A 23,069-nucleotide genomic window follows, 5' to 3' on the forward strand; every position below is an offset into this window, starting at 1 on the left:
GCGTTCGTTGACATCGTTGGCACGTCTCCCGCAGATTGAATCCCAGCCCAGCGCTTGAAACGATTCAATCGTGTCGGAGGCCTCGATGAAGTGGCTCAGAGTTTTCCTGCCGGTGACGGTCCTGGTGGCGAGTGGCGTGGTCGCGGCGCCCGCCGACGCCGCGCCGGGCTGGCAGAAGTACGTCGTCGCGCCTTCTTCGCGGGACGTGCGGCCGGTGAAGGTGCTGTCCACCAGCGGCGATGTCACGAACCCGGCCGGCCTGCTCGGCCGGGGTGTCGCGACGTTCAAGCGGCAGGCCCCGCCGCCGAAGCCGGCCTGGCCCGCGGGGACGACGGCGGCCGCGTCGTCGTTCCACGCGCCGAACAACGGCGGCAACGGCCAGCCGCGGACCTACGACCCCGGCAACGCCGTCGACGGCAATCTCGACACGTTCTGGAACGACGACACGATCGGCGCCTACCCGGACGTCCTGACGATTACGTCGGCCGCGCCGGTCGCGCTGCCCGGCGTCACCGTTCTGTCCAGTGTGGACGGTGTGCCGCAGGACTTCACGGTCGAGGTCCTGGACGGCGGCGCGTGGCGCGTCGCGGCCACGGTGAGCGGCAACACCGCCGTGCAGCGCGCGGTCGCGTTCGACCGCCCGGTGACCACCGCGCAGGTCCGGATCACCGTGACGAAGGACCAGAACACGCCGTCCGGCGAGTTCAGCCGGGTCACCGAGGTCTGGCCGGGGCTGGTCGCCGACCCGCCGGTGCCGGTCGCGGTGGTGGACTTCGGCAAGGTCGTCGCCGGCTACCCGAAGATCTCCTTCGCGGGCGCGTCGGCGAACCACCCGGGCATCCGGGTGTCGACCTCGGAAACCCAGCAGTACCTGGGCGAACGTTCGGACTTCTCGCGCTCGGACTTCTCCGGCGGGCCGGGCAGCGACCAGATCGCCGTGCCCGCGACACCGACCGTCTGGCGGGACACGAAGGGCTGCGCCTCCGGTACGCAGGTGTGCGCGGACGGCCTGCGTGGCTTCCGCTACCTGCGGATCAGCCTCGACGCGCTCGCGTCGGACGCGCCGCTCACGCAGCCGTCCGGTGAGGTGCGGATCAGCGGGGTCTCGCTCGACTTCACGCCGTTCCTCGGCACGCCGGACACCTACCGCGGCTGGTTCGAGTCGTCCGACGACGCGCTGAACCGCTACTGGTACGCGGCTTCCTACACCAACGAGCTGGGCCTGGACACCTTCCGCGCGTCCGATGTGGACCCACGCGGGGCGTTTTCGCCGTCGCTGGAAGGGAAGCTGGTGCTGCACGACGGCGCGAAGCGCGACCGAGACCCGTACGTCGGCGACGTCGCCGTGTCCGGGCTGACCGAGTACCTGACGCACCAGGACGGCACGGCGGCGCGCAACGTGCTCGCCGATCTGGCCGACCACCAGCGGGCCGACGGGTGGATCCCGCCCGCGTCGATCAACAACTACACGCTGCCGCTGTTCGACTATCCGCTATGGTGGGTGACGTCGAGCTGGGACTACGTGCTTTACACGGGCGACACCGCGTACGCGGCTTCGTACTACTCGCACCTCGTGAAGACGCTCGACTCGTGGTACCCGTCGGTCACCGATTCGCGCGGGTTGCTCGCGAAGGGGCTCAACGGCACCGGGGGCTACGGCGATTACGCGTTCCTGCCGCGTACGGGCGAGGTGACGTACTACAACGCGTTGTACGTCCGGGCACTTCAGGGCGCGGCCGGGCTGGCGCGGGCGACCGGGCACCCGGCGGACGCCGATCGGTGGCTCGCACGGGCTTCGGGTGTGGCGTCGGCTGTGAACGCCTACTTGTGGGACCCGGCGGCGGGGGCGTACCTCGACTCCGGGACGGGCGCGGTGCGGCACGGGCAGGACGGCAACAGCCAGGCGATCCTGGCCGGGATCGCGTCGCCTTCGCAGGCCACGTCGGCACTGGCGCGGCTGGCGGCGGGCGCGTTGCCGTACGGGAACCCGTTCATGGACAACGACACTCTGGTTTCCGATGGCACGAAGCGCGTGTACGCGTTCACGTCGTTCCCGGAGCTGCAGGCGCGGTTCCGGAGCGGGCAACCGGACTCGGCGATCGACCAGATCAAGCGGATGTACGGCTGGATGGCTTCGCACGACCCGGGCATCACGGCGTGGGAGGGCATCGGCGAGGGCGGTTCGCACTACGAGCAGGGCTACACGTCGGCGGCGCACGGCTGGTCGACCGGGGTGGTTCCGGCGCTGACGAACGAGTTGCTGGGCGTCTCGCCGACTTCGCCGGGCTTCGCGACGTGGACGGTTTCGCCGCATCCCGGGTCGGTCGCGTGGGCGCGCGGAGCGGTGCCGACGCCGAAGGGCGCGTTGTCGGCTTCGTGGAGCCAGCACGGTTCGGTGTTCTCGCTGACGGTCACGGCGCCTCGCGGGACTTCGGGTTCGCTGGTGGTCCCTGGTGGTCGCCTGGTGCTCCTTGACGGGCGGCCGATCCGGGCGGGTTCTCTTTCTGTTGGCGGCGGCACGCACACGGTGCTGGTGGTGCGGTAGGCCGGTTTCCGCGCGGGGCGGGCTCGCCCCGCGCGGAAAGTGTCGGTGGTGGTGCGTAGCGTGGCAGCTGTGAAGGAGCAGATGGGGTTCGACTTCGGCGTCGCGCAACCGGTGCGGCTCACGAAGGTCTCGCCGGCGCGGCTGGCGACCTTCGACGACTGCCCGCGCCGGTACCGGCTGTCGTACCTGACGAGGCCGACACCGCAGCGCACCGGGCCGTGGGCGCACAGCACGCTGGGCGCGGTGGTGCACAACGCGTTGCGGGCGTTGTTCGACTTGCCGGTGCTCAAGCGGGTGCCGCAGCGGGCGGTGGCGCTGGTGGCCGAGTTCTGGAAGGACGCGGGCTTCGAGACCGAGGAGCAGGCGGCGCGGTACCGGGCGCGGGCGAAGGGCTGGGTGGCGGAGTACGTCGAGGACAACGACGTCACGCACGACCCGGTCGGGCTCGAGCGGTGGGTGTCGGCGCCGGTGAGCGCGACGCCGGGGGAGAAGCCGTCGATGATCATCGAGGGCCGCGCCGACCGGATCGACGCCCGCGACGGCTCGCTCGTCATCGTCGACTACAAAACGGGGCGGCGGCCGCCGGACGAGTACGAGGCGCGGGCGTCGCAAGCGCTGGCGTTGTACGCGGTGGCGGCGGCGCGGACGCTGCGGATGCCGTGCACGACTGTCGAGCTGCACCACGTCCCGACCGGCACGATCGCGGCGGCGGAGCACACACCGGAGAGCCTGCAACGGCAGCTCCAACGCGCCGAAGAGACCGCCGGAGACCTGAGGCTGGCCACGGATACCCTGGACGCGGGCGGCGACGCCGACGTGCTGTTCCCGGCCCGCCCGGACCGCCGCTGCGCCTGGTGCGACTTCAGGCCGAGCTGCGCGGCGGGCCAGGAAGCAGCCCCGGCGGCGCAGCCATGGGACCTGCTGGCGCCCTGACAGGGAGGAAAAGTGCCTTCACCGGACACCGACGAACTGGCAACGGTGCCGTTGCCCGCCGGCGCCCCGGAAGCGGAGGACGCCGCTGGTGCGGCCGGAGCCCCGCCTGCCCGCCGGGAGCGCTCCACGCCACCGCCCGCTCAGCGAGAGCCGGCTGGCAAGGCCGTGGGTGCCGCTGGCGCGCCGGAAGCCCGGCCCGTCCGCCAGGAGCCGGCTGGCGGGGCAGAGGGTGCCGCTGGTGAGGTGGAAGCGTGGCGGGAGCCGGCCGGAGAGGCCGAGGCGCTGACCGAGCCGCAGGAGCGGGTTGAGCCTGAGCTGATCGAGGCCGATGGCTCAACGGATGAGCCAGTCGCGCCCGCGAAGGCTCCGGGGCGTTGGTGGCGTGGGTTCACCGGCTCGCTGGCCGCCGGTCTCGTGGTCTTGGCGCTCGGGGTGCTCGTCGTGGCGGGGATCTGCCTGTACACCGGTGCTCCGGGGCCCGGTGCGGCTCTGCTGATCGGTCACCCGATCGCCGCGGTGCTGGCCTTGGTCGCGCAACGAGTCGCCGACCGGCGGACCGGCGTTGCCGCCGCCGGAGCCGGATTCGCGGTGGTGCTGTTCACCGCCTCCGCGCTCACGATCTTCTGGCTCACCTGACCGAGTCCCGCCCCCAACCACGCGAGTCCCGGCCCCGATCACGAGTCCCGGCCTCAATCACGCGAGTCTCGGCCCCAATCACGCAAGTCCCGGCCTCAACCACGCGCGATGCCCTTCCAATCACGCGTGATGCCCTTCCAATCACGCGTGATGCCCCTCCAATCACACGTGATGCCTCGCCAGACACGCGTGATGCCCCCTCCGGGCACACGAACGTCGGCTACTTCAGCGCCGTCAGCGTGTTGCCGCGCTCCTCGAGCAGCACCGGACCGGCCGCACCCAGACGCACCGCCCCCGCGTACCCGCGCCGATCGACCCCAACCGTCCGAATCGTCGAGCCGTCGTTCTCGTTCAGCACCGCCAAGCCGCCCTTGATCGGGACCACCAGCTGCGACGCGAACAAAATCCCCGGCCCCGAAGCGCTGCTCAACGTCCAACGAGGCGAAAGGTCGTCGCGCGACAGCGCCAGCATCTTCGACCCGCTGAACCAGTACACGTTCGACGGCGTCTGCGTCGTCGCCTCGACGCCGCCGGCAGGGTCCGCCGCCAGGTCCGATGGTGGGACGTCCAGTGGGTACGCCGCGCGCTGGGAACCGTCGCCGTTGAAGATCACCAACAGCTTCTGGTCCGGGAGGACCACCGCCGTCAGCTCGCCCGACATCGCGATCACCCGGGCTCGCTTGCCCGCCAGTACGCTGCTGAACGACACCGATGGCTCGTCGTCCTTCTCGGGCGCCGCCTTGTAGACCGTCAGGCGGTCCGCCGGGTCGCCCGGGCAGCGCTCGATCACACCCACCTTGCCCGACGCCGCCGCCACGGTGCCGTACGTGCAGCCCGTGCGCGGCTGCTTGCCCGCGTTGACCAGCGCCGGGACCTGGCCGTACTCGGCGCTCTGCACCAGGTCGTCGCGCCAGGTCGTGAGGAGCTTCTTGCCCGTCGCCGTCACGTGGGAGCCGTCGGTCACCAGGCGCGTGCCCAGCTCCGCGTTGCCGTTGCGCTGCGCCGTGATCCGGCCCGTGCCCGGGTCCAGCTGCGTGACTTCGCTGCACCCCGACGTCTTCGAGTAGACGGCGTTCAGCCGCCCCCACGTCTCGTTCATCGTGCACAGCGGCAGGTCACGCGTGTAGTGCCAGCGGATCAGCCCGGTCAGCGGATCACGGCCGGCGACCTCGCCGCCGTCCGCCGTCGCCACCGCGTCGCCCGCCACCACCGGGACCGGCGTCGCGCCGCTCGACGCGCTCCAGATCTCCGCCAGGGAACCCGGCACCGCCCCCGGCGCCGCGGGCAACGGGGCCGGCGGCTCGGCTTCGGTCCGGTCGGTCGCCGCGCTGTCGCTGGTCACGCTCACCACCAGCGCCACCGCCACGACGACCACCGCGATCACCGCGGCGAGCACCCGGTCACGCCCGCGGTTCCACGGCGACCGCCGTGCCTTGACACGCGGAGCGGGCGAAGCGGGCGGAACGTCCTCGAGGACGTCTTCGGAGCCGTAGTCGGGGGCCGGATCTTCCGCGGGCGTGACCACTTCAGGCGCGCTTTCGGGCGCCTTCTCGTCTTCGCTCACTTACCCGACCCCCGGTGCGTAGGCCTCAGTCTGCCGACGCAGGTGTATCAGAAGTCGCCGCGGGACGGCGACGGCGGCGTCGCCGAGCCGGCCGCTCGGCGTTCTCGCCGGCTTCCTTCTCGGCCACGGGACCGGTTGTTTCCGGCGCGGTGCCGCGGGTGCGGCGACGCGTCCGGGTGCGGCCTTCGGCGGGAGCGTCCTCCGAAGAGGACGCAGCGGCGTTGTCCGCCGCCTCGACGGCCTCGGCCGCCCGCGCACCGCCGCGGGTCCGCTTGCGCGGGGCCCGGTTGCGCTTGCGCGGCGCGTCTTCCGAAGCGGGCTCGTCACGACGACGGCCGCGCTTCTTGCCGCCCAGGTCCTCTTCCACCTCGGCGCCCAGGCCCGCGCGGGTGCGCTTGGCCAGCGGCAGCCTGCCGGTGGTGCCCTCCGGGATGCCCAGGTCCTCGAACAGGTGCTTCGACGACGAGTACGTCTCGACCGGCTCCGGCTTGTCCAGGCCCAGGGTGTCCGAGATCAGCTTCCAGCGCGGCTCTTCGTCCCAGTCGACGAGCGTGACCGCGACGCCGGTGCGCCCGGCGCGGCCGGTGCGGCCGATCCGGTGGACGTAGGTCTTCTCGTCGTCCGGGCACTGGTAGTTGATGACGTGGGTGACGTCGTCGATGTCGATGCCGCGGGCGGCGACGTCGGTCGCGACCAGCACGTCGACCTTGCCCGAGCGGAACGCGCGCAGCGCCTGCTCGCGGGCGCCCTGGCCCAGGTCACCGTGCACGGCCGCGGCCGCGAAGCCGCGCTCGACCAGGTCGTCGGCGACCTTCTGCGCGGTGCGCTTGGTGCGGCTGAAGATCATCGTGAGCCCGCGGCCCTCGGCCTGCAGGATCCGGGCGATGACCTCGGGCTTGTCCATCGAGTGCGCCCGGTAGACGAACTGGGTGGTCCGCTCGTGGATCGCGCTCGCGTCGTTCTCCTCGGCGCGGATGTGCGTCGGCTGGTTCAGGAACGTGCGGGCCAGCGTGATGATCGGGCCGGGCATGGTGGCCGAGAACAGCATGGTCTGGCGCTCGTCCGGCACCATCCGCAGGATGCGCTCGATGTCGGGCAGGAAGCCCAGGTCGAGCATCTCGTCGGCCTCGTCGAGGACGAGCCCGCGGACCTTGCCGAGGACCAGGTGCTGCTGCTCGGCCAGGTCGAGCAGGCGGCCCGGGGTGCCGATCACGACGTCGACGCCCTTGCGCAGCGCCTCGATCTGCGGCTCGTACGGGCGGCCGCCGTAGATGGCCAGGGTGCGGATGCCGAGGTGCTTGCCGGCGCCCTTGAGGTCGTTCGCGACCTGGATGCACAGCTCGCGGGTCGGGACCACGACCAGCACCTGCGGGGTGCCGTCGCCCGGGACCTGGACGCGGTGCAGCAGCGGGACGCCGAAGCCCAGCGTCTTGCCCATGCCGGTGCGGGCCTGGCCGATGAGGTCGTCGCCGGCCATCGCGAGCGGCAGCGTGAGCGCCTGGATCGCGAAGGTCCGCTCGATGCCGGCCTCGCCGAGGGCCTTGACGATCTCCGGCTTGACGCCGAAGGACGCGAAGGTCGGGGCCTCGGGCTCGACCTCGACGCCCGCCTGCAGCGGGTGCGAGGTGTCGAGCGCGGCCGGGCCGGTCTCGCTGTGCTCCAGCGCGACGGCGGGGGTCTGTTCGGTTGTGGGAATTTCTGCGGTCAGGGTGATCGCCTCTCTCGTGACCAGCGCGCACAGCCGTGGGTCCGCTCGACACTCGACCGGGAGTAAACCCTGGTCCCTGGCGCTGATCTGGAGCGCGGAACCGGTCCGTCCCGGGAATGCCGGAAGAGGCGTGCACGCACATTGCAGTACGTCGGCAAGCCAACGTGACCTGCCTGTTTCCCGACGTCGGTATGACGTACGGAAGCTCTGTGTCAAACGCAGTGTACCTGGTCAGCAGTTTTTCAACAGTACCCGGCGTGTCGGAACCAGTGGGATCGGTCTCGTCCCGACACGCCCGGGTGCTTCGGCGATACCCTGCCCGGGTGACCGAGCCGAAAGAGATCTCAGAAGGCCTAGTCGACCTTCTGGGTGTGATCGCCTACCTCGAACTTTCCGCGTTCGACCGGATGGCCGAAGACGCGCGAAGCGCCCCGACACTGGCCGGGCGGGCCGCGCTGGCGCAGATGGCGGCCGCGGAGATCGGTCACTACGGCCTGCTCGCCGAACACCTGGCCGCCCACGACGTCAAGATCGAAGACGCGATGACGCCGTTCGTGGCCCAGGTGGACGCCTGGCACGCCTCGACGCCGCCCAAGTCGTGGCTGGAGTCGCTGGTCAAGGCCTACGTCGGCGACGGGCTGGCCGCCGACCTCTACCGCGAGATCGCCAGCTGGCTCGACCCGGAGACCAAGGACCTCGTGCTCACCGTGCTCGCGGACACCGGGCACTCCGCGTTCGCCGAGCGCGAAGTCGCGGCCGGCATCGAAGCCGACCCCAAGACCCGCGACAAGCTCGCGCTGTGGGGGCGCCGCCTGCTGGGCGAGGCGCTCACCCAGGCCCAGTACGTCGTCGCCGAACGCGACGGGCTGGCCGAGCTCATCATCGGCGGTTCGGGCGACCTTTCCGGAATCGCGGCGCTGTTCCGAAGGTTGCAACAAGGGCACACAAAACGCATGCAGGCGCTCGGCCTGGGCTGATCCCGATGGAGTACCCGGAAGTGACGACGCGGTCGAGCGCGGACATGCGCCACCGGAACGAGCCCGTTCGGTTAGCCTTGCCGAGCACATCCCTTACGAATTTCCAGCGGAGGTCCCACGTGGAGGTCAAGATCGGCATCAAGGACACCCCGCGCGAGCTGGTGGTGTCCAGTGGCCAGTCTCCCGATGAGGTGGAGAAGCTGGTCGCCGAGGCCCTGACGGCCGGTGACGGGCTCTTCCGCATCAACGACGAGAAGGGGCGCAAGTACATCGTCCCCTCCGACCGCATCGCGTACGTCGAGATCGCCCCGTCCGACGTCCGCAAGGTCGGCTTCGGCGTCGGCGACTGACTCGTAGCCCGCGAAGGCCACCCCGGGTGCCGCCCGGGGTGGCCTTCGTGCTTGTCGCCCTGGTGGGCGGCCGCTTTCACCGGATCGGTGAGTGTTGCTTGGAGTGTCGCGAATCCGCCGCCTAACTTCGGCGGGCGATCCGGTGTCACCGGACCCGGACGCCACGACCCCTCAGGAGCAACCAGCATGACCACTGTCGAGCCGATGGCGAGCGACGTGGCGGATCTCGTGCGGAACACCCTTTCCGCGCACAAGTCGATGTTCCTCGCGACCTCGGGCAGCGACGGCCCCTGGGTCGGCGGCGTGTACTTCGCCGAGACCGGGCCGTTCACGCTGAACCTCGTCCTCGAAGACCGGGGCCGGACGCTGGCCGCGATCCGGGAGAACCCGGTCGTGTCGGTGGTCGTGTCGACCGGCTCGCCGATGCAGCCGTTCCTGCAGGCCCAGGCCCTCGCGGAGGTCGTCCCGGCCGAGGACGACCCGCTGGTGCGCTCCCTGCTCGTGGCGAAGGTGCCGGAGGCGGCGCCGTTCCTCGAAGCGCCGGTCACCCCGGTCCGGCTGAGCGTCCGCAAGTGGCGGGCCACGGACATCCCGAACGGCTGGCTGCCGGGCCGCGAGCTGCCCGGCCCGCGCCAACCCTGAGCCGGCCGGTGCGGCCACCGCGCGGGGTGGCCGGGCCGGTTCCGAAGTCCGTGAAGGCTCCCTCCGGCGAGGGGGCCTTCACGGCTTTCAGGCGTTGAGCTCTTCGAGCGTCGTCGGCACGTGGAACGGCGGGGTGCTCGTGCCCATGACGCGGTAGCGGCCCCACGGGTCCGGGTCGGACAGCTCGCCGGTCGCCGTGTGCGTGCCGGTTTCGATCGTGACCGGCTTCTTCTTGCCGCCGGCCAGCCGGGTCAGCTCCTCGTTCACCGCGACCCGGCCGTACCAGCGGTAGTAGCCGTCGATCGGCTGGAAGTAGCCGCGCAGCTCCACCGTCGTCGTGACGGACACCCCGTCGACCACCAGGGTGGCCGGCCCGCTGTAGCCGTCTTCGTCGTGCTCGCTCATGAACTCTCCTCCAACGACTCCGAAGCGCGGCCCAGCTGGACCACCTTGTTGGCTTCCAGGGGCAGGTTCGGGTCGATGACCACGCCGTTCTGGCGGGACAGGCCGTCGATCGCCGCCCAGATGATCTGCGTCAGGTACTCCACCACCGCGTCGCGGCCCATGGACCGGCGGTCCAGCCACCACTCACCGGTGTTCTGGACCATGCCGACGATCCCGTGCGCCCACGGCTCGGCCGCGCCGGAGTCCATGTTGAACATCCGCATGTAGTCGCCGAGCAGCGCGGTCAGCGCCGTCGCGATCAGCTCCTTGTCCTCGGCCACGACGTCGGACGACACCGGCTTCTCCGGCCGGCCGTGCGCCAGCAGCCGGTAGAGGTTCGGGTGCTCCTCGATCACCGTGAAGAACGCGTCGAGGGCCATCCGGATCCGCGGGACCGGCGCGAGCTCGGCGTTGATCGCCGGGATCAGCCGCTCGAACAGGATCTCCGTGCCGCGCTGGCCGAGGGCCACGTAGAGGTCGGCCTTGTCGTCGAAGTGCCGGTACAGCACCGGCTTCGTGACGCCCGCCTCCGCGGCGACGTCCTCCATGCCGAGGTCCGGGCCGTGCGTGTCGAGCGCCCGCAGCGCGGCTTCGACGAACTCCTTGCGCCGCGCGATCCGGTGCTTGCGCCAGCGGTCGCGCCGGGCGTCGCCGGTCGCCTCCTCGTCGCGGGACGAAGACCTGGACTGCTTGCCGGAGCGCTTGACACGTTCGATCACGGGGCTCATGCTACGCACAGGTAACTGTTACCTCAAGTTACACATTGCGGAAGGGGTGTCGGCAATGACGCGAACGCTGAAGGAACCGGATCGCGAAAAGACCGCGGACCGCCTGCTGAAGTCGTCGGCGAACAAGTTCTACGACCCCGACGTCGACATCGACTGGACGGCGCCCCTGGTCGAGGGCAAGCGCTTCATCCTCGACGAGCGCTCCTCGCTCTACGGCACCGAACTCTGGGACAAGCTGACCCCCGAACAGCGCATCGAGCTGGGCAAGCACGAGGTCGCGAGCGTCGCGACGACCGGGCTGTGGTTCGAGATCCTGCTCATGCAGATGCTGCTCAAGGAGGTCTACGAGCAGGACCCGACGTCGGCGCACGCGCAGTTCGCCCTCACCGAGATCGCCGACGAGTGCCGGCACTCGACGATGTTCGCGCGGATGGCGTCGCGCATCGGCTGCCCCGCCTACGGCCCGGTGCCGTGGCTGCGGAAGCTCGCGAAGCTGATGCCGACGATCTCCTACGGCCCGGCGCGCTACGGCGCGATCCTGGTCGCCGAGGAGGTCCTCGACCGGCTGCAGCGCGAGCAGATGAACGACGACGGCGTCCAGCCGCTGGTCCGGATGGTCAACCGGATCCACGTCCTGGAAGAGGCCCGGCACGTCACCTTCGCCCGCGAGGAGGTCACGCGCGGCATGGCGAAGCTGTCGAAGGCCGAGATCGCCTACCAGCAGTTCATCATCGCGCTCATCTCGTACTTCGTGACGCGGGCGTTCATCAACCCGAACGTCTACAAGGCGGTCGGCATCCGGCCTCGTGACGGCGTCGAAGCGGCGCTGAACAACCCGCACTGGCAGGGGACGATCGCGTGGGCCGGGGAAAAGATCATGCCGTTCCTGCAGGAGTCCGGCCTGGTCGGGCTGCCGGGGAAGTACTTCTGGCGCAAGTCGTTCCTGCTCCCGGCGGGCCGGTGACCACCGCCGCGCGGCTGCGGGACCCGGCCGCCGAGCACCGGTTCGTCGCGAGCGACGGCGCCGCGCTGCACATCTGCGAGTCGGGGCCCGCCGACTCCGCCGTGACGCTGGTGCTCGTCCACGGGTGGACGCAGGACCACCGGACGTGGGACTTCGTGCTGCCGCACCTCGACCCGGGTGTGCGCGTGCTGCGCTACGACCTGCGTGGGCACGGCGGTTCGGCGCACGCCCGGCCCGGCGGCGCCACGATCGCGCGGCTGGCCGACGACCTCGCCGAGCTGATCGCTTCGCGCGTCCCGCAAGGACCGCTCGTGCTCGCCGGGCACTCGATGGGCGGCATGACGCTGATGGTGCTGGCCGAACGGCATCCCGAGCTGGTCGCTTCGCGCTTGGCGGGCGCGGCGTTCGTCGCGACGTCGTCGGGGGACATGGACAAGCTGACGCTCGGGTTCCCGGGCCTGGTCGGCCGGGGCGTCACGCGCTTCGAGCCGCGGGTGGCCCGGCTGCTCGCCCGGCTGCGGTCGGACACCCTGCGGCTGCGGCCGGGGATGGTCCGCTCGGGCGCCCGGCGGCTCGTCTTCGGCGTCCGGCCGGGACGCGCGCAGGTGGACAGCGTCGTCGAGCAGCTGCTGTGCGCGCACCCGGCGAGCGCGGGGATGTTCCTGGACGCCATCGCGTCGCACCGCGGCGTCGGCGGTCTGGGCGCGCTGTGCGACGTCCCGTCGGTGGTCTTGGCGGGAGAACGCGACCGGCTCTGCCCCCTGGCGCACGCGAAGGTGATCGCGGACGAACTCCCGCACGCCGAGTTCATCCGCTTCCCGGGCGCGGGTCACATGCTCCCGCAGGAACGCCCCTTCGAGGTCGCCCGCCGCATCTCGGCGCTGGTCCGGACAGCCGCCGCGAACTGACAGCCACTGCCAAAAGCGGCACTTTCACGTGAAAGTGCCGCTTTTGGCAGTGAGTGTCAGGAGTCCTTGAGGGGGAAGCCGCCGCCGATGCCGCGCCAGGCCAGGTTGGCCGTCAAAGCCACTGCTTCCTCCTGACTCATCGACTGGTGGTGCTGCAGCCAGAACCGGGCGCTGACCTGGCTCATCCCGACCAGGCCGACCGCCAGCAGCCGCGCCTTGTCCTCGTCGAGGCCCGCGTCCGCCGTGATCGTCTCGGTGATCGCGTCCACGCTCGCCGACGTCGCCCGGTCGACCGCTTCCTGGACCGCCGGCTCGCCGCGCAGGTCGGACTCGAACACCATCCGGAACGCGCCCGCGTCCTCGCTGACGAAGTCGAAGAACGCGCCGACCGTCGCCGGGACGCGCTGGCGGTTCTCCGTCGTCGAGTCCAGTGCCGTCTGCACGCGCTTGACCAGCTCGTCGACGTGGCTCTCCAGCAGCGCGATGTACAGGTCGAGCTTGCCGGGGAAGTGCTGGTAGAGCACCGGCTTGCTGACACCGGCCACTTCGGCGATCTCGTCCATCGCGGCGGCGTGGTAGCCGTTCTCGGCGAAGACCCGCTGCGCCGCGGCGAGGAGCTGGGCCCGGCGCTCGGTCCGGGGCAGGCGCACCCCGCGTTGCTGCAGCCGCGTCATCTCCGTCATGTACTTCCTCCCGTCTTCGCACCTTCGACGGGCGGGGTCGCCACCGCGTGAAGTCGTCCTGAAGATTACTCGCCGGTATGTATGCCTTGCCAAGTGTCGGGCATCCTGGATTCGTGAAGACCCCTGTGACCACCCGGGCGCCGCTGACCCACGTGCCCCTGTCGCCCAGGGAACTGCCGTCCCTCGAGCCGATCCTGCCGCCGTGGCCGGCGACCTACGAAGAGGTCGGCACCGCCCGCCTCCACGTCCGTCGCACGCCGGGCCCGGACGGCGTGCCCGCGGTGTACCTGCACGGCCTCGGCGGCTCGTCGACGAACTGGACCGACCTGGCCGCGCTGCTCGCGCCGGTCGCCGGCGGCACCGCGCCCGACCTGCCCGGCTTCGGCTCCTCCGAGCCTGAAGCGGGCTTCGACTTCAGCCTCCAGGCGCACGCCGAGGTCGTCGCCAGGCACATCGAGGACGTCGGCGCGCCCGTGCACCTGCTCGGCAACTCGATGGGCGGGGCGATCGCGTTGCTGATCGCCGAACGGCGCCCGGAGCTGGTGAAGACGCTGACGCTGATCTCGCCCGCCATGCCGGACCGGCGGCCCGACCCGCGGCGGCTGTCGGACCCGAGGATGGCGCTGGCGTACCTGCCGCTGGTCGGCGCCCGGGTGCGGGCGCAGCTGGCCGCGCTCGGCCCGCGGGAACGCGCCGCGCAGGTGATCGACCTCTGCTTCGCCGACCCGTCGCGGTTCCCCGAGAGCCGGCTGGACGAGCTCGCCGAGGAGCACGGCGCCCGCGCCGGGTTCGCCTGGGCCGCGCCCGCGATGGCCCGCAGCACGTTCGCGATCTTCCGGGCCTGGTCGACGCTGGGGAAGGCGTCGCTCTGGGCGGCCGCGCCGCGGGTTCAGGCGCCGACGCTGGTGGTCTGGGGCCGCGAAGACCGCGTGATCTCGGTGCGGCGGGCGAGCCGGACCGCCCGGGCGCTGCCGAGGGCCCGCCTCCTGGTGCTGCCGCGCACGGGGCACGTGGCGCAGATGGAGCGTCCGGTCGTGGTCGCGAAGGCGGTCCTGGGGATGTGGGAGCACGTCGACGCGGGCACCTGGTAGCCCGATCGGGCGACCACAAATCCCCGGGTGGACCGCCAGTCGCCGATAACGGTTCGGTGGCGCTGTGGCACCCTGGTGCGGTGGACCGGGTGAAGCACGACGCGCGAGGCGAAGATCGCCGGGCTCCCCACCGCGCGTCGGCCCGCCGCGAGTCCGAGTTCGAGGAGCCGTCGCGCACCGGGCAGTACCGCCCGTCGAAGGCGCCGGCCCAGCGCGTCAGCGAGGACCGCTACCGCCCCGGCGGCCGGCGGACCAGCGCCGAGCCGCTGAGTGCGTCGTGGAAGCCGCACCACGAAGCCGCGGAGGCGAAGCAGGAGGCCGCGCCGCCGAAGTCCGCCTTCGCGAAGCTCACCAAGACCTACGGCTGGCGCGTCTACGCGCTGCCGATCCTCGTCGTGCTGACCGTGCTCGTCGTGGTCAACACCGCCAACAGCCCGGCCCAGCCGATCGCCGAGGAGGGCGCCGGCCAGAGCGTCGAGTCCGCGGGCGGGGACGCGGCCGGCGGCGCCATCGACGGCAACGGCGAGCAGGCCATCCCGGAGAACCCGGCCACTCCCGTCGACCTCAAAGTGCCGACCGCGGACCTGCCCAACGGCATCCCGTTCACCCAGGCCGGCACCGGCCAGTGGCACACGGTGCCGGGCAGCGGGCCGAAGGTCGGCACCGGGAAGCTGTACACCTACACCGTCGACGTCGAGGACGGCATCGACGCGGCGAGCTACGCCGGTGACGACGCCTTCGCCGCCGCCGTCGAGGGCACGCTTTCCAACCCGACCCAGGGCTGGACGTGGGACGGCAAGATCGCGCTGCAGCGCGTCGACAAGAACTTCCCGAACCCGACGTTCAAGGTGAGCCTCACCACGCCGGAGACCACGCACCGCGCGGACGCCTGCGGGTTCCAGATCAAGTTCGAGGCGTCCTGCTACCGCAAGAGCCTCGGCCGGGTGCTGATCAACCTGGCTCGCTGGGTGCGCGGGGCGAAGGCGTACGGCGCCGACATGACCGGGTACCGGCAGTACGCCATCAACCACGAGGTCGGGCACGCGCTGGGCAACCAGCACGTCGGCTGCGGCGGCAACGACCAGCCGGCGCCGGTGATGATGCAGCAGTCCTTCGGCGTGGCCGACGACTACGTCTCGATGCTCAACGACATCCCCGGCGGCGACAAGGGCAAGGTGGCCAAGGACGGCCGGGTCTGCAAGACCAACTCCTGGCCGAACCCCACGCCGCAGTAATCGGCTGTCTCAGCATCCGGGAGCGGGAAGGTCTATTTGCCCCCGCGCGTTGTGCATAGTGGGATGGACGCGACCCGCGTGCGAGATGGAGGACCAATGTCAGCACTGCCGCCGCTCGTCGAGCCGGCTGCCGAGCTCACGAAGGAAGAGGTGGCCCGCTACAGCCGCCACCTGATCATCCCGGACGTCGGGGTGACCGGGCAGAAGCGGCTGAAGAACGCGAAGGTCCTGGTGATCGGCGCCGGCGGCCTCGGCAGCCCCGCGCTGCTGTACCTGGCCGCGGCCGGCGTCGGCACGCTCGGCATCGTCGACTTCGACGTCGTCGACGAGTCGAACCTGCAGCGCCAGGTCATCCACGGCCAGTCGGACATCGACAAGCTCAAGGCCGCCTCCGCGCAGGAGTCGATCGCCGAGATCAACCCGCTGGTCAAGGTGCACCTGCACACCGACCGGCTGGACTCGTCGAACGCGCTCGAGATCTTCGAGCAGTACGACCTGATCGTCGACGGCACCGACAACTTCGCCACGCGCTACCTGGTGAACGACGCCGCGGTGCTGCTGGGCAAGCCGTACGTCTGGGGCTCGATCTTCCGGTTCGAGGGCCAGGTCAGCGTGTTCTGGGAGGACGCGCCGAACGGCAAGGGCCTCAACTACCGCGACCTCTACCCGGAGCCGCCGCCCCCGGGCATGGTTCCCTCCTGCGCCGAGGGTGGCGTGCTGGGCGTGCTGTGCGCGTCCATCGGCTCGATCATGGTGACCGAGGCGATCAAGCTCATCACCGGCATCGGCGAGACGCTGCTCGGGCGGCTCATCAGCTACGACGCGCTGGAGATGAAGTACCGCGAGGTCAAGATCCGCAAGGACCCGGAGACCCCGAAGATCACCGAGCTGATCGACTACGAGGCGTTCTGCGGCGTGGTTTCCGACGAGGCCGCGCAGGCCGCGTCGGGCAGCACGATCACGCCGGCGGAGCTCAAGGCCAAGTTCGACAACGGCGACAACTTCGCCCTGATCGACGTCCGCGAGCAGCACGAGTACGAGATCGTCAACATCAAGGGCGCGACGCTGATCCCGAAGGACCGCATCCTCTCGGGCGAGGCGCTGGCGGAGCTGCCGCAGGACAAGCCGATCGTCCTGCACTGCAAGTCCGGCGCCCGGTCCGCGGAGGCGCTCGCCGCCCTGCACGCGGCCGGGTTCAAGGACGCGACGCACCTCGGCGGTGGCGTGCTGGCCTGGGCGAAGCAGATCGACCCGAGCCTGCCGACCTACTGACAGTGGCCTCCCGTGAAGGCCGCCTCCGGCTTCGGAGGCGGCCTTCACGGCATTTCGGGCACCCGGCAAAACCGTGCGTGACCAGCGCGTCTTCTCGATCGTGGACCACCCGGCCGGGTACCGTCACCAGTTGTGCGGACAACCCTCGAACGTCCTCCGGCGCACGTCTGCGCGGCCTTCGGCGGTCTCGGCGACGCCAGTGAGCCGATGCCGGACTCGACGGCGTGGCGCTGCGGCGACCTCGTGTTCAAGCCGGTCACGGACAAGGCGAAGACGCTGTGGACGGCCCGCGCGCTCGACTACGCCGACGAGCCGGGCCTGCGGGTCGCGAAGCCGGTCCGGTCGACGGACGGCCGCTGGATCGTCGGCGGCTGGACGGCGTCGAGGTTCGTGGCGGGCACCCCGGAGCACCGCGGCGAGGAGGCGGTGCTGGCGGCGGTGAAGCTGCACCGCGCCACGATGGGCTTGCCCCGACCGGACTTCATCGCCGGCCGCCGCGACGTCGACGCGATCGCCGACCGGGTGGCGTGGGAAGAGCTGGAGGTCCCGCTGGAGGAGACGAAGGGCGGCCGCTGGTTCGAGGTCCTCGCCGGTGCCCGCCGCCCGATCAAGCTGCCGTCGCAGGTGGCCCACGGCGAGCTGCTGGCGGGCCTGCTCTTCGACGGCGACGCGGCTCCGGGCGTCGTCGACTTCGTCCCGTACTACCGGCCGGGCGAGTACGGCGCGGCGATCGTGGCGGTGGACGCGCTGGCGTGGGGTGGGGCCTCGCGGGAGCTGCTGGAGCGGTGGGCGCACCTGCCGGAGTGGCCGCAGCTGCTGCTGCGCGCGGTGTTGTTCCGGTTGGCGTCGAACGCGCTGAACCCGCGTTCGACGCAGGCGTCGCTCGACGGGCTGCGGGTCGCGTCGCGCGAGGTGAGCGGGGTCTTGTGAGCGGTCTGCCGCTCCGGGATGATGGGGCGATGACCAGCTGCCGAAAGGGCCATGCCGCGTAGGCGCCCCGGAAGTCTCCGCCGCACCCGGCGACTCGATGTCGCGGGGCCGCCGCCGGACAAGATCCCTCACCTCTCTCGCCGTGTCATGCGGCAACTCGCTTTCGCCGAAGCGGATGCCGGGCTGGTGCCCGGCGCCGTCGCCCGTGCGCTCCGGGGCTGGCGACACCGCACCCGGCCGCCCTTTCGTCATTGGCTGCCGGACTGCCCCTGCCCCGGCTGCGACCCGCTCGAGGTCCGGGAGGATCTCGCGCAGCTGCTCAGCGCCCTGCCGCGCCGGGAGCGGGCGCTGATCGGAGCCGAGCTTTCGAAGGCCGACCGGCGGTTCCTCGCGCTGACGCTGCCCGACCCGTTCGCCGCGTCGCCGAGGTGGTTCGAACGACGGCTCGCCGACCAGCACGGCCGCGGGCCGTTGTGACGCGGGTCATGCACCTCACCGCCTGGTCCCCGGGACTCCCGCCGTAATGTCAACTGCCTGAAACATTCGGTCGATTCCGAGTAACACGGCCTCCTTAGCGTCAGGGCATTCCCGAACGCCGAGGAGGTGCCCGTGCCGCAGGTCGACACCCACTGCCCGTACTGCGCGCTGCAGTGCGGGATGCACCTCGACGGCGTCCGCGTCACGCCGCGGGACTTCCCGGTCAACGCCGGCGGCCTGTGCCAGAAGGGCTGGACTTCCGGCGCCCTCCTGACTTCGCCGAGCCGGCTGACCACCCCGATGGTTCGGGTGGCCGGCGCGCTCGAGCCCGTCAGCTGGGACTTCGCCCTCGGCTTCGTCGCCCGCAAGCTGCGGGAAACGCAGGAAAACCACGGCCCCGACGCCGTCGCGGTCTTCGGCGGTGGGGGACTGACCAACGAGAAGGCCTACCTGCTCGGCAAGTTCGCCCGGGTCGCGCTCGGGACGTCGCAGATCGACTACAACGGCCGCTTCTGCATGTCCTCGGCCGCCGCCGCGGGGATCAAGGCCTTCGGCGCCGACCGCGGGATGCCGTTCCCCGTCACGGATCTCCAGCGCGCCGACGTCGTGCTGCTCGCCGGGGCCAACCCGGCCGAGACCATGCCGCCGTTCACGCAGCACCTGCGTGGCGCCGACCTGATCGTCGTCGACCCGCGGCGCACGCCGACCGCCGAGCTGGCGAGCCTGCACCTCGCGCCCGCGCCCGGCACGGACCTCGCGCTGGCGCTGGGCATCCTGCACGCCGTCGTCGAAGGCGGCCACCTGGACCAGTCCTATGTGGACGAACGCACGAACGGCTTCGACGCCGTGTGGCGGATTGCCTCGTCCTGGTGGCCGGAGCGCGCCGAGCGCGTCACCGGTGTCCCGGCCGCGGATATGCGGCTCGCCGCCGCGAAGCTCGCGCAAGCCCGCAACGCCTACGTCCTCACCGCCCGCGGCACCGAGCAGCACGCCACCGGCACCGCGAACGTCGGCGGCTGGATCAACCTCGCCCTCTCCCTCGGCCTGCCGGGTCGCGCGGGCTCCGGCTTCGGCTGCCTCACCGGCCAGGGCAACGGCCAGGGTGGCCGCGAGCACGGCCAGAAGGCCGACCAGCTGCCCGGCTACCGCAAGCTCGACGACCCGGCCGCGCGCGAGTACGTCGCCGGCGTCTGGGGCGTCGACCCGGACAGCCTGCCCGGGCCCGGCCGCTCGGCCACCGAACTCCTCGAAGCGCTCGGCACCGAAGACGGCCCGAAGGCGCTGATGGTGTTCGGCAGCAACGTCGTCGTGTCGGCTCCGCGGTCGGGCCGGATCCAGGCGCGGCTGTCCGAACTGGACTTCCTGGTCGTCGCCGACTTCGTGCTGTCGGAGACCGCGCGACTGGCCGACGTCGTTCTCCCGGTCACGCAGTGGGCGGAGGAGCAGGGCACGCTCACCAACCTCGAAGGCCGGATCCTGCTGCGGCGCAAGGCCCTCGACCCGCCACCGGGCGTCCGGTCCGACCTGGACGTCCTCAACGGACTCGCGAAGCACCTGGGAAAGCCGGGCTTTCCGGCCGACCCGGAGACGGTGTTCGAGGAGCTGCGAATCGCGTCCAAGGGCGGTATCGCCGACTACTCCGGCGTCAGCTACGAGCGGCTGCGCAACGGCGAGGCGCTGCACTGGCCGGTCCCGGCGGAAGACCACCCCGGCACGCCCCGGATGTTCCTCGACACCTTCGCGCATCCGGACGGCCGCGCCCGGTTCACGCCGGTCGAGCACAGCGGCCCGGCCGAGCTGCCCGACGAAGAGTTCCCGCTGCAGGCCACCACCGGCCGCGTGCTGCAGCACTACCAGTCCGGCGCGCAGACCCGGCTGATCGACGAGCTCAACGACGTCGTCCCGGAGGTGTTCGTCGAGGTCCACCCGGACACGGCCAAACGGGCCGGGCTCGAAGAAGGCGATCCGGCCCGGATCCGCTCGCGTCGCGGGGAGACGATCGCCAAGGTGCGGTTCGTCCAGAGTCTCAAGCCCGACCTCGTGTTCCTGCCGTTCCACTTCCCCGGTGAGCAGCGCGCGAACCTGTTCACCAACCCGGCGCTCGACCCGGTCAGCCGGATGCCGGAGTTCAAGGTGTGTGCCGTGTCCTTGTCTACAGTGGATGGTGCCGCATGACCCCGCGTGAAGTCGTCATCGTCGGGTACGGCATGGCCGGCGCCCGGCTGGCCGACGAGATCCGCCGCCGCGACCCGATCGCCGAGCGCGTCCGGCTCACCGTGCTGGGCGCCGAGCCGCACGCCGCCTACAACCGGGTGCTGCTGTCCGCGGTCGTCGCGGGCGGGATGAGCGCCGAGAGCGTCCGGCTGCACGACGACGAGTGGGCCACCCGGCACAACATCGACCTGCGGCTCGGGGTCGACGTCGCCCGGATCGACCGCGGCAAGCGCTGCGTCGAGCTCGCCGATGGGTCCACTGTGGACTACGACGCGCTCGTCCTGGCGACCGGCGCCAACCCGTGGATCCCGCCGGTCGAAGGCCTCGAAGCCGGGCCGGGCGTGGTCGCCTTCCGCAGTCTCGACGACTGCGCCAAGATCCTGGACGCCGCCCGCTACGGCGCGCCGGTCGCCGTCCTCGGCGGCGGGCTGCTCGGGCTCGAAGCCGCCCGCGGGCTGGCCGGGCGCGGCAACCAGGTGACCGTCGTGCACCCGCTCGGGCACGTCATGGAACGTCAGCTCGACCCGGCCGCGGGGCACGTGCTGGCCCGCCGGCTCACCGAGCTGGGCGTGACGTTCAAGTTCGGCGCGACCGCCGCCCGCTACCTGCCCGGCGACGGCCTCAAGCTCGACGACGGCACGCTCGTCCCGGCCGACCTGGTCGTCGTCGCCGCCGGTGTGCGTGCCGAGACCCGCCTGGCCGCGGAGGCCGGCCTCGACGTCGACCTGGGCATCCTCGTGGACGACGTCCTGCGCACCAGCGACGGCCGCATCCACGCCCTCGGCGACTGCGCCCGCCACCCCGGCGCGCCGGCCGGGCTGATCCAGCCCGCGTGGGAGCAGGCCGAAGTCCTCGCCGACGTCCTGACCGGGACGAACGCGGCCGCCCGCTACCGCGGCACGACCGCCGTCACCCGGCTCAAGGCCCGCGGCATCGACCTCGCCGCGCTGGGCGAGACGCAGCTCGACGCCGGCACCCCGGACGCCGAGGTGCTGACCTTCAACGACCCGACCGGCGGGCGCTACGGCAAGCTCGTCGTCCGCGAAAACCGGGTGACCGGGGCGATCCTGCTCGGGCTGCCCGACGCGGCCGCGACGATCACCCAGTTCCACGACCGCGGCACACCGCTGCCCGAGGATCGCCTCGGCGTGCTGCTCGGCCGCTCGCTGCCCACCGGCAGCGGCCCGGCGGCCAGCCCGGCCGACCTGCCCGCGACGACGGTGATCTGCCGTTGCAACAACGTCACCAAGGGCCGGCTGATCGAGGCCTGGAAGGCCGGGGCCACCGACACTCCCGCACTGGCGCGGGCCACGCGGGCCACGACGGGATGCGGCGGGTGCACCGACACCGTCGGCGGCATCGCCACCTGGCTCGCGGCGCAATGACTTCGTCCGACAAGGAGACTGCCATGGCCCACCGAGGCAAGCGCTGGATCGAGCACTGGGATCCCGAGAACGAAGAGTTCTGGGACTCGACCGGCAAGAAGGTCGCCCGCCGCAACCTCTGGTTCTCCGTGCTGGCCGAGCACATCGGCTTCTCGGTCTGGACACTGTGGTCGGTCATCGTCCTGTTCATGGGCAAGGACTACGGGTTCGACGCGGCCGACAAGTTCCTGCTCGTCTCGACGCCGACGCTGATCGGCGGCCTGATGCGGCTGCCCTACACCTTCGCCGTGGCGAAGTTCGGCGGTCGCAACTGGACGGTCGTGTCCGCCGCCCTGCTGCTGATCCCGACGTTCCTGGCCGCGCTGGTGCTGCACCCCGGGACGTCGCTCGGTACGTTCCTGGTGGTGGCGGCGCTCGGCGGGGTCGGCGGCGGAAACTTCGCGTCGTCGATGACGAACATCAACGCCTTCTACCCCGAAAAGCACAAGGGCTGGGCCCTCGGCCTCAACGCCGGCGGTGGAAACCTCGGCGTGGCCGCGATCCAGCTGGTCGGGTTGCTCGTGATCGGGGTCGCGGGGGCGACGGCCCCGCGGATCGTGCTCTACGTCTACCTCCCGCTGATCGTCGTCGCCGCGCTGTGCGCGTACCTCTTCATGGACAACCTCGCCACGATGAAGGGCGACACCAAGGCCATGCGCGAGGTCGTCAAGGACCCGCACACCTGGGTGATGTCGTTCCTCTACGTCGGCACGTTCGGCTCGTTCATCGGCTACAGCTTCGCCTTCGGCCTGGTGCTGCAGAACCAGTTCGGCCGCAGCCCGCTGCAGGCGGCCGCGGTGACGTTCCTCGGCCCGCTGCTCGGCTCGCTTTCGCGCCCGGCGGGCGGCTGGCTCGCCGACCGGATCGGCGGCGGCAAGATCACCTTCGCCACCTTCCTGGGGATGGCGCTGGCCACGGTCGTGCTGATCCTGGCGTCGACGTCGAAGTCACTGGCGTTGTTCACGGTCGCGTTCATCGTGCTGTTCGTGCTCGCCGGCGTCGGCAACGGTTCGACGTACAAGATGATCCCGGCCATCTTCCGCGCGAAGGCCCGCACGGCGATCGCGAACGGCGCCGAGGAGGCGGCCGAGCTGCTCAAGGCGCGGCGGCTGTCGGGCGCGCTGATCGGTCTGGCGGGGGCGATCGGCGCCGAGGGCGGCCTGTTCATCAACCTCGCGTTCCGGCAGTCCTTCGCCGACGCGCACAGCGGGGTGCCCGCGTTCATCGGGTTCCTCGTCTTCTACGGGCTGTGCTTCGCCGTCACCTGGGCGGTCTACCTGCGCAAGCCCGCCGAACAGCCCACGAGTGAGCGCGGTCTGGCGCTCGCGGGAGCGGAGGTCTGAG

General features: G+C 71.3%; 21 protein-coding genes. 16 read left to right on the top strand and 5 right to left on the bottom strand.

Translation table 11 applies throughout. The annotated features are described in order from the left end of the window. Nucleotides 1-85 precede the first annotated feature (85 nt). From M8542_RS27215 to M8542_RS27225, 3 genes are all read left to right on the top strand, one after another. On the top strand, nt 86-2,545 hold the full coding sequence (locus M8542_RS27215; protein ID WP_257923090.1) for an alpha-L-rhamnosidase-related protein: 2,460 nt from the start codon (nt 86-88) through the stop codon (nt 2,543-2,545). 81 nt (nt 2,546-2,626) lie between these two features. Then, nucleotides 2,627-3,478 (top strand): RecB family exonuclease, encoded by an 852-nt coding sequence (locus tag M8542_RS27220; protein WP_257923213.1) that lies wholly within the window; start codon nt 2,627-2,629, stop codon nt 3,476-3,478. Between the two features lie 12 nt (nt 3,479-3,490). Further along, on the top strand, nt 3,491-4,114 hold the full coding sequence (locus M8542_RS27225) for a hypothetical protein (RefSeq protein WP_257923091.1): 624 nt from the start codon (nt 3,491-3,493) through the stop codon (nt 4,112-4,114). Nucleotides 4,115-4,334: 220 nt separating this feature from the next. Here the strand turns inward: M8542_RS27225 and M8542_RS27230 are convergent, their stop codons facing one another. Then, nucleotides 4,335-5,678, bottom strand: coding sequence for an Rv3212 family protein (locus tag M8542_RS27230; protein ID WP_372508610.1), 1,344 nt, complete (start codon nt 5,676-5,678; stop codon nt 4,335-4,337). A gap of 25 nt (nt 5,679-5,703) precedes the next feature. Beyond that, the gene (locus tag M8542_RS27235; RefSeq protein ID WP_257923215.1) at nt 5,704-7,293 is read right to left on the bottom strand and encodes a DEAD/DEAH box helicase; all 1,590 of its coding nucleotides are present in this window, start codon (nt 7,291-7,293) and stop codon (nt 5,704-5,706) included. A gap of 416 nt (nt 7,294-7,709) precedes the next feature. Here M8542_RS27235 and M8542_RS27240 point away from each other — a divergent pair, with 416 nt between their 5' ends. The 3 genes from M8542_RS27240 (at nt 7,710) to M8542_RS27250 (ending at nt 9,355) form a co-directional block, all read left to right on the top strand. Further along, nucleotides 7,710-8,363 carry a ferritin-like fold-containing protein gene (locus M8542_RS27240; protein WP_257923092.1) on the top strand — a complete coding sequence of 218 codons (654 nt, stop codon included), beginning with the start codon at nt 7,710-7,712 and terminating at the stop codon, nt 8,361-8,363. Between the two features lie 119 nt (nt 8,364-8,482). After that, complete coding sequence (locus tag M8542_RS27245; protein WP_043784361.1) at nt 8,483-8,713, top strand: DUF3107 domain-containing protein; 231 nt, start codon at nt 8,483-8,485, stop codon at nt 8,711-8,713. Between the two features lie 186 nt (nt 8,714-8,899). Continuing rightward, entirely contained in the window at nt 8,900-9,355 is a 456-nt protein-coding gene (locus M8542_RS27250; RefSeq protein ID WP_257923093.1) for a pyridoxamine 5'-phosphate oxidase family protein, read from the top strand. Nucleotides 9,356-9,442: 87 nt separating this feature from the next. Here M8542_RS27250 and M8542_RS27255 read toward each other — a convergent pair whose 3' ends face one another. Both M8542_RS27255 and M8542_RS27260 read right to left on the bottom strand, forming a co-directional pair. Further along, on the bottom strand, nt 9,443-9,760 hold the full coding sequence (locus M8542_RS27255; RefSeq protein ID WP_257923094.1) for a DUF4873 domain-containing protein: 318 nt from the start codon (nt 9,758-9,760) through the stop codon (nt 9,443-9,445). Next, complete coding sequence (locus M8542_RS27260; protein WP_257923095.1) at nt 9,757-10,527, bottom strand: TetR/AcrR family transcriptional regulator; 771 nt, start codon at nt 10,525-10,527, stop codon at nt 9,757-9,759. Before M8542_RS27260 ends, M8542_RS27255 begins: the two co-directional genes overlap by 4 nt. A 55-nt stretch (nt 10,528-10,582) precedes the next feature. Here M8542_RS27260 and M8542_RS27265 point away from each other — a divergent pair, with 55 nt between their 5' ends. Both M8542_RS27265 and M8542_RS27270 read left to right on the top strand, forming a co-directional pair. Further along, nucleotides 10,583-11,491 (top strand): AurF N-oxygenase family protein, encoded by a 909-nt coding sequence (locus M8542_RS27265; protein ID WP_257923096.1) that lies wholly within the window; start codon nt 10,583-10,585, stop codon nt 11,489-11,491. Beyond that, complete coding sequence (locus tag M8542_RS27270; RefSeq protein WP_257923097.1) at nt 11,488-12,399, top strand: alpha/beta fold hydrolase; 912 nt, start codon at nt 11,488-11,490, stop codon at nt 12,397-12,399. Before M8542_RS27265 ends, M8542_RS27270 begins: the two co-directional genes overlap by 4 nt. A gap of 56 nt (nt 12,400-12,455) precedes the next feature. Here M8542_RS27270 and M8542_RS27275 read toward each other — a convergent pair whose 3' ends face one another. After that, a complete protein-coding gene (locus M8542_RS27275; protein ID WP_247014495.1) occupies nt 12,456-13,082 on the bottom strand; it encodes a TetR/AcrR family transcriptional regulator in 627 nt (208 codons plus the stop codon). Nucleotides 13,083-13,195: 113 nt separating this feature from the next. Here M8542_RS27275 and M8542_RS27280 point away from each other — a divergent pair, with 113 nt between their 5' ends. The 8 genes from M8542_RS27280 (at nt 13,196) to M8542_RS27315 (ending at nt 23,068) form a co-directional block, all read left to right on the top strand. After that, a complete protein-coding gene (locus M8542_RS27280; protein ID WP_257923098.1) occupies nt 13,196-14,173 on the top strand; it encodes an alpha/beta fold hydrolase in 978 nt (325 codons plus the stop codon). Nucleotides 14,174-14,253: 80 nt separating this feature from the next. After that, the gene (locus M8542_RS27285) at nt 14,254-15,408 is read left to right on the top strand and encodes a DUF3152 domain-containing protein (protein ID WP_257923099.1); all 1,155 of its coding nucleotides are present in this window, start codon (nt 14,254-14,256) and stop codon (nt 15,406-15,408) included. Nucleotides 15,409-15,504: 96 nt separating this feature from the next. After that, nucleotides 15,505-16,680, top strand: coding sequence for an adenylyltransferase/sulfurtransferase MoeZ (gene moeZ / locus M8542_RS27290; RefSeq protein ID WP_257923100.1), 1,176 nt, complete (start codon nt 15,505-15,507; stop codon nt 16,678-16,680). A 132-nt stretch (nt 16,681-16,812) separates the two neighbouring features. Beyond that, a complete protein-coding gene (locus M8542_RS27295; protein WP_257923101.1) occupies nt 16,813-17,610 on the top strand; it encodes a TIGR02569 family protein in 798 nt (265 codons plus the stop codon). Between the two features lie 147 nt (nt 17,611-17,757). Continuing rightward, nucleotides 17,758-18,087: a hypothetical protein gene (locus M8542_RS27300; protein WP_257923102.1), complete on the top strand. Its 330-nt coding sequence runs from the start codon at nt 17,758-17,760 to the stop codon at nt 18,085-18,087. A 132-nt stretch (nt 18,088-18,219) separates the two neighbouring features. Next, nucleotides 18,220-20,262 carry a molybdopterin oxidoreductase family protein gene (locus M8542_RS27305; RefSeq protein ID WP_257923103.1) on the top strand — a complete coding sequence of 681 codons (2,043 nt, stop codon included), beginning with the start codon at nt 18,220-18,222 and terminating at the stop codon, nt 20,260-20,262. Beyond that, on the top strand, nt 20,259-21,686 hold the full coding sequence (locus M8542_RS27310; RefSeq protein ID WP_257923104.1) for an FAD-dependent oxidoreductase: 1,428 nt from the start codon (nt 20,259-20,261) through the stop codon (nt 21,684-21,686). The genes M8542_RS27305 and M8542_RS27310 overlap by 4 nt, the downstream gene beginning before the upstream one ends. Nucleotides 21,687-21,709: 23 nt before the next feature. Continuing rightward, nucleotides 21,710-23,068 (top strand): nitrate/nitrite transporter, encoded by a 1,359-nt coding sequence (locus M8542_RS27315; RefSeq protein WP_257923105.1) that lies wholly within the window; start codon nt 21,710-21,712, stop codon nt 23,066-23,068. The last annotated feature ends 1 nt before the right edge of the window (nt 23,069 follow it).

This window comes from Amycolatopsis iheyensis, assembly GCF_024703995.1.
Lineage (GTDB): Bacteria > Actinomycetota > Actinomycetes > Mycobacteriales > Pseudonocardiaceae > Amycolatopsis > Amycolatopsis iheyensis.

Bases quoted from the DNA above. Each gene is read 5' to 3' on its own strand.
- M8542_RS27215 (WP_257923090.1), top strand. From the start codon at position 86: ATGAAGTGGCTCAGAGTTTTCCTGCCGGTGACGGTCCTGGTGGCGAGT.
- M8542_RS27220 (WP_257923213.1), top strand. From the start codon at position 2,627: ATGGGGTTCGACTTCGGCGTCGCGCAACCGGTGCGGCTCACGAAGGTC.
- M8542_RS27250 (WP_257923093.1), top strand. From the start codon at position 8,900: ATGACCACTGTCGAGCCGATGGCGAGCGACGTGGCGGATCTCGTGCGG.
- M8542_RS27255 (WP_257923094.1), bottom strand. From the start codon at position 9,760: ATGAGCGAGCACGACGAAGACGGCTACAGCGGGCCGGCCACCCTGGTG.
- M8542_RS27260 (WP_257923095.1), bottom strand. From the start codon at position 10,527: ATGAGCCCCGTGATCGAACGTGTCAAGCGCTCCGGCAAGCAGTCCAGG.
- M8542_RS27265 (WP_257923096.1), top strand. From the start codon at position 10,583: ATGACGCGAACGCTGAAGGAACCGGATCGCGAAAAGACCGCGGACCGC.
- M8542_RS27275 (WP_247014495.1), bottom strand. From the start codon at position 13,082: ATGACGGAGATGACGCGGCTGCAGCAACGCGGGGTGCGCCTGCCCCGG.
- moeZ (WP_257923100.1), top strand. From the start codon at position 15,505: ATGTCAGCACTGCCGCCGCTCGTCGAGCCGGCTGCCGAGCTCACGAAG.
- M8542_RS27300 (WP_257923102.1), top strand. From the start codon at position 17,758: ATGCGGCAACTCGCTTTCGCCGAAGCGGATGCCGGGCTGGTGCCCGGC.
- M8542_RS27310 (WP_257923104.1), top strand. From the start codon at position 20,259: ATGACCCCGCGTGAAGTCGTCATCGTCGGGTACGGCATGGCCGGCGCC.
- M8542_RS27315 (WP_257923105.1), top strand. From the start codon at position 21,710: ATGGCCCACCGAGGCAAGCGCTGGATCGAGCACTGGGATCCCGAGAAC.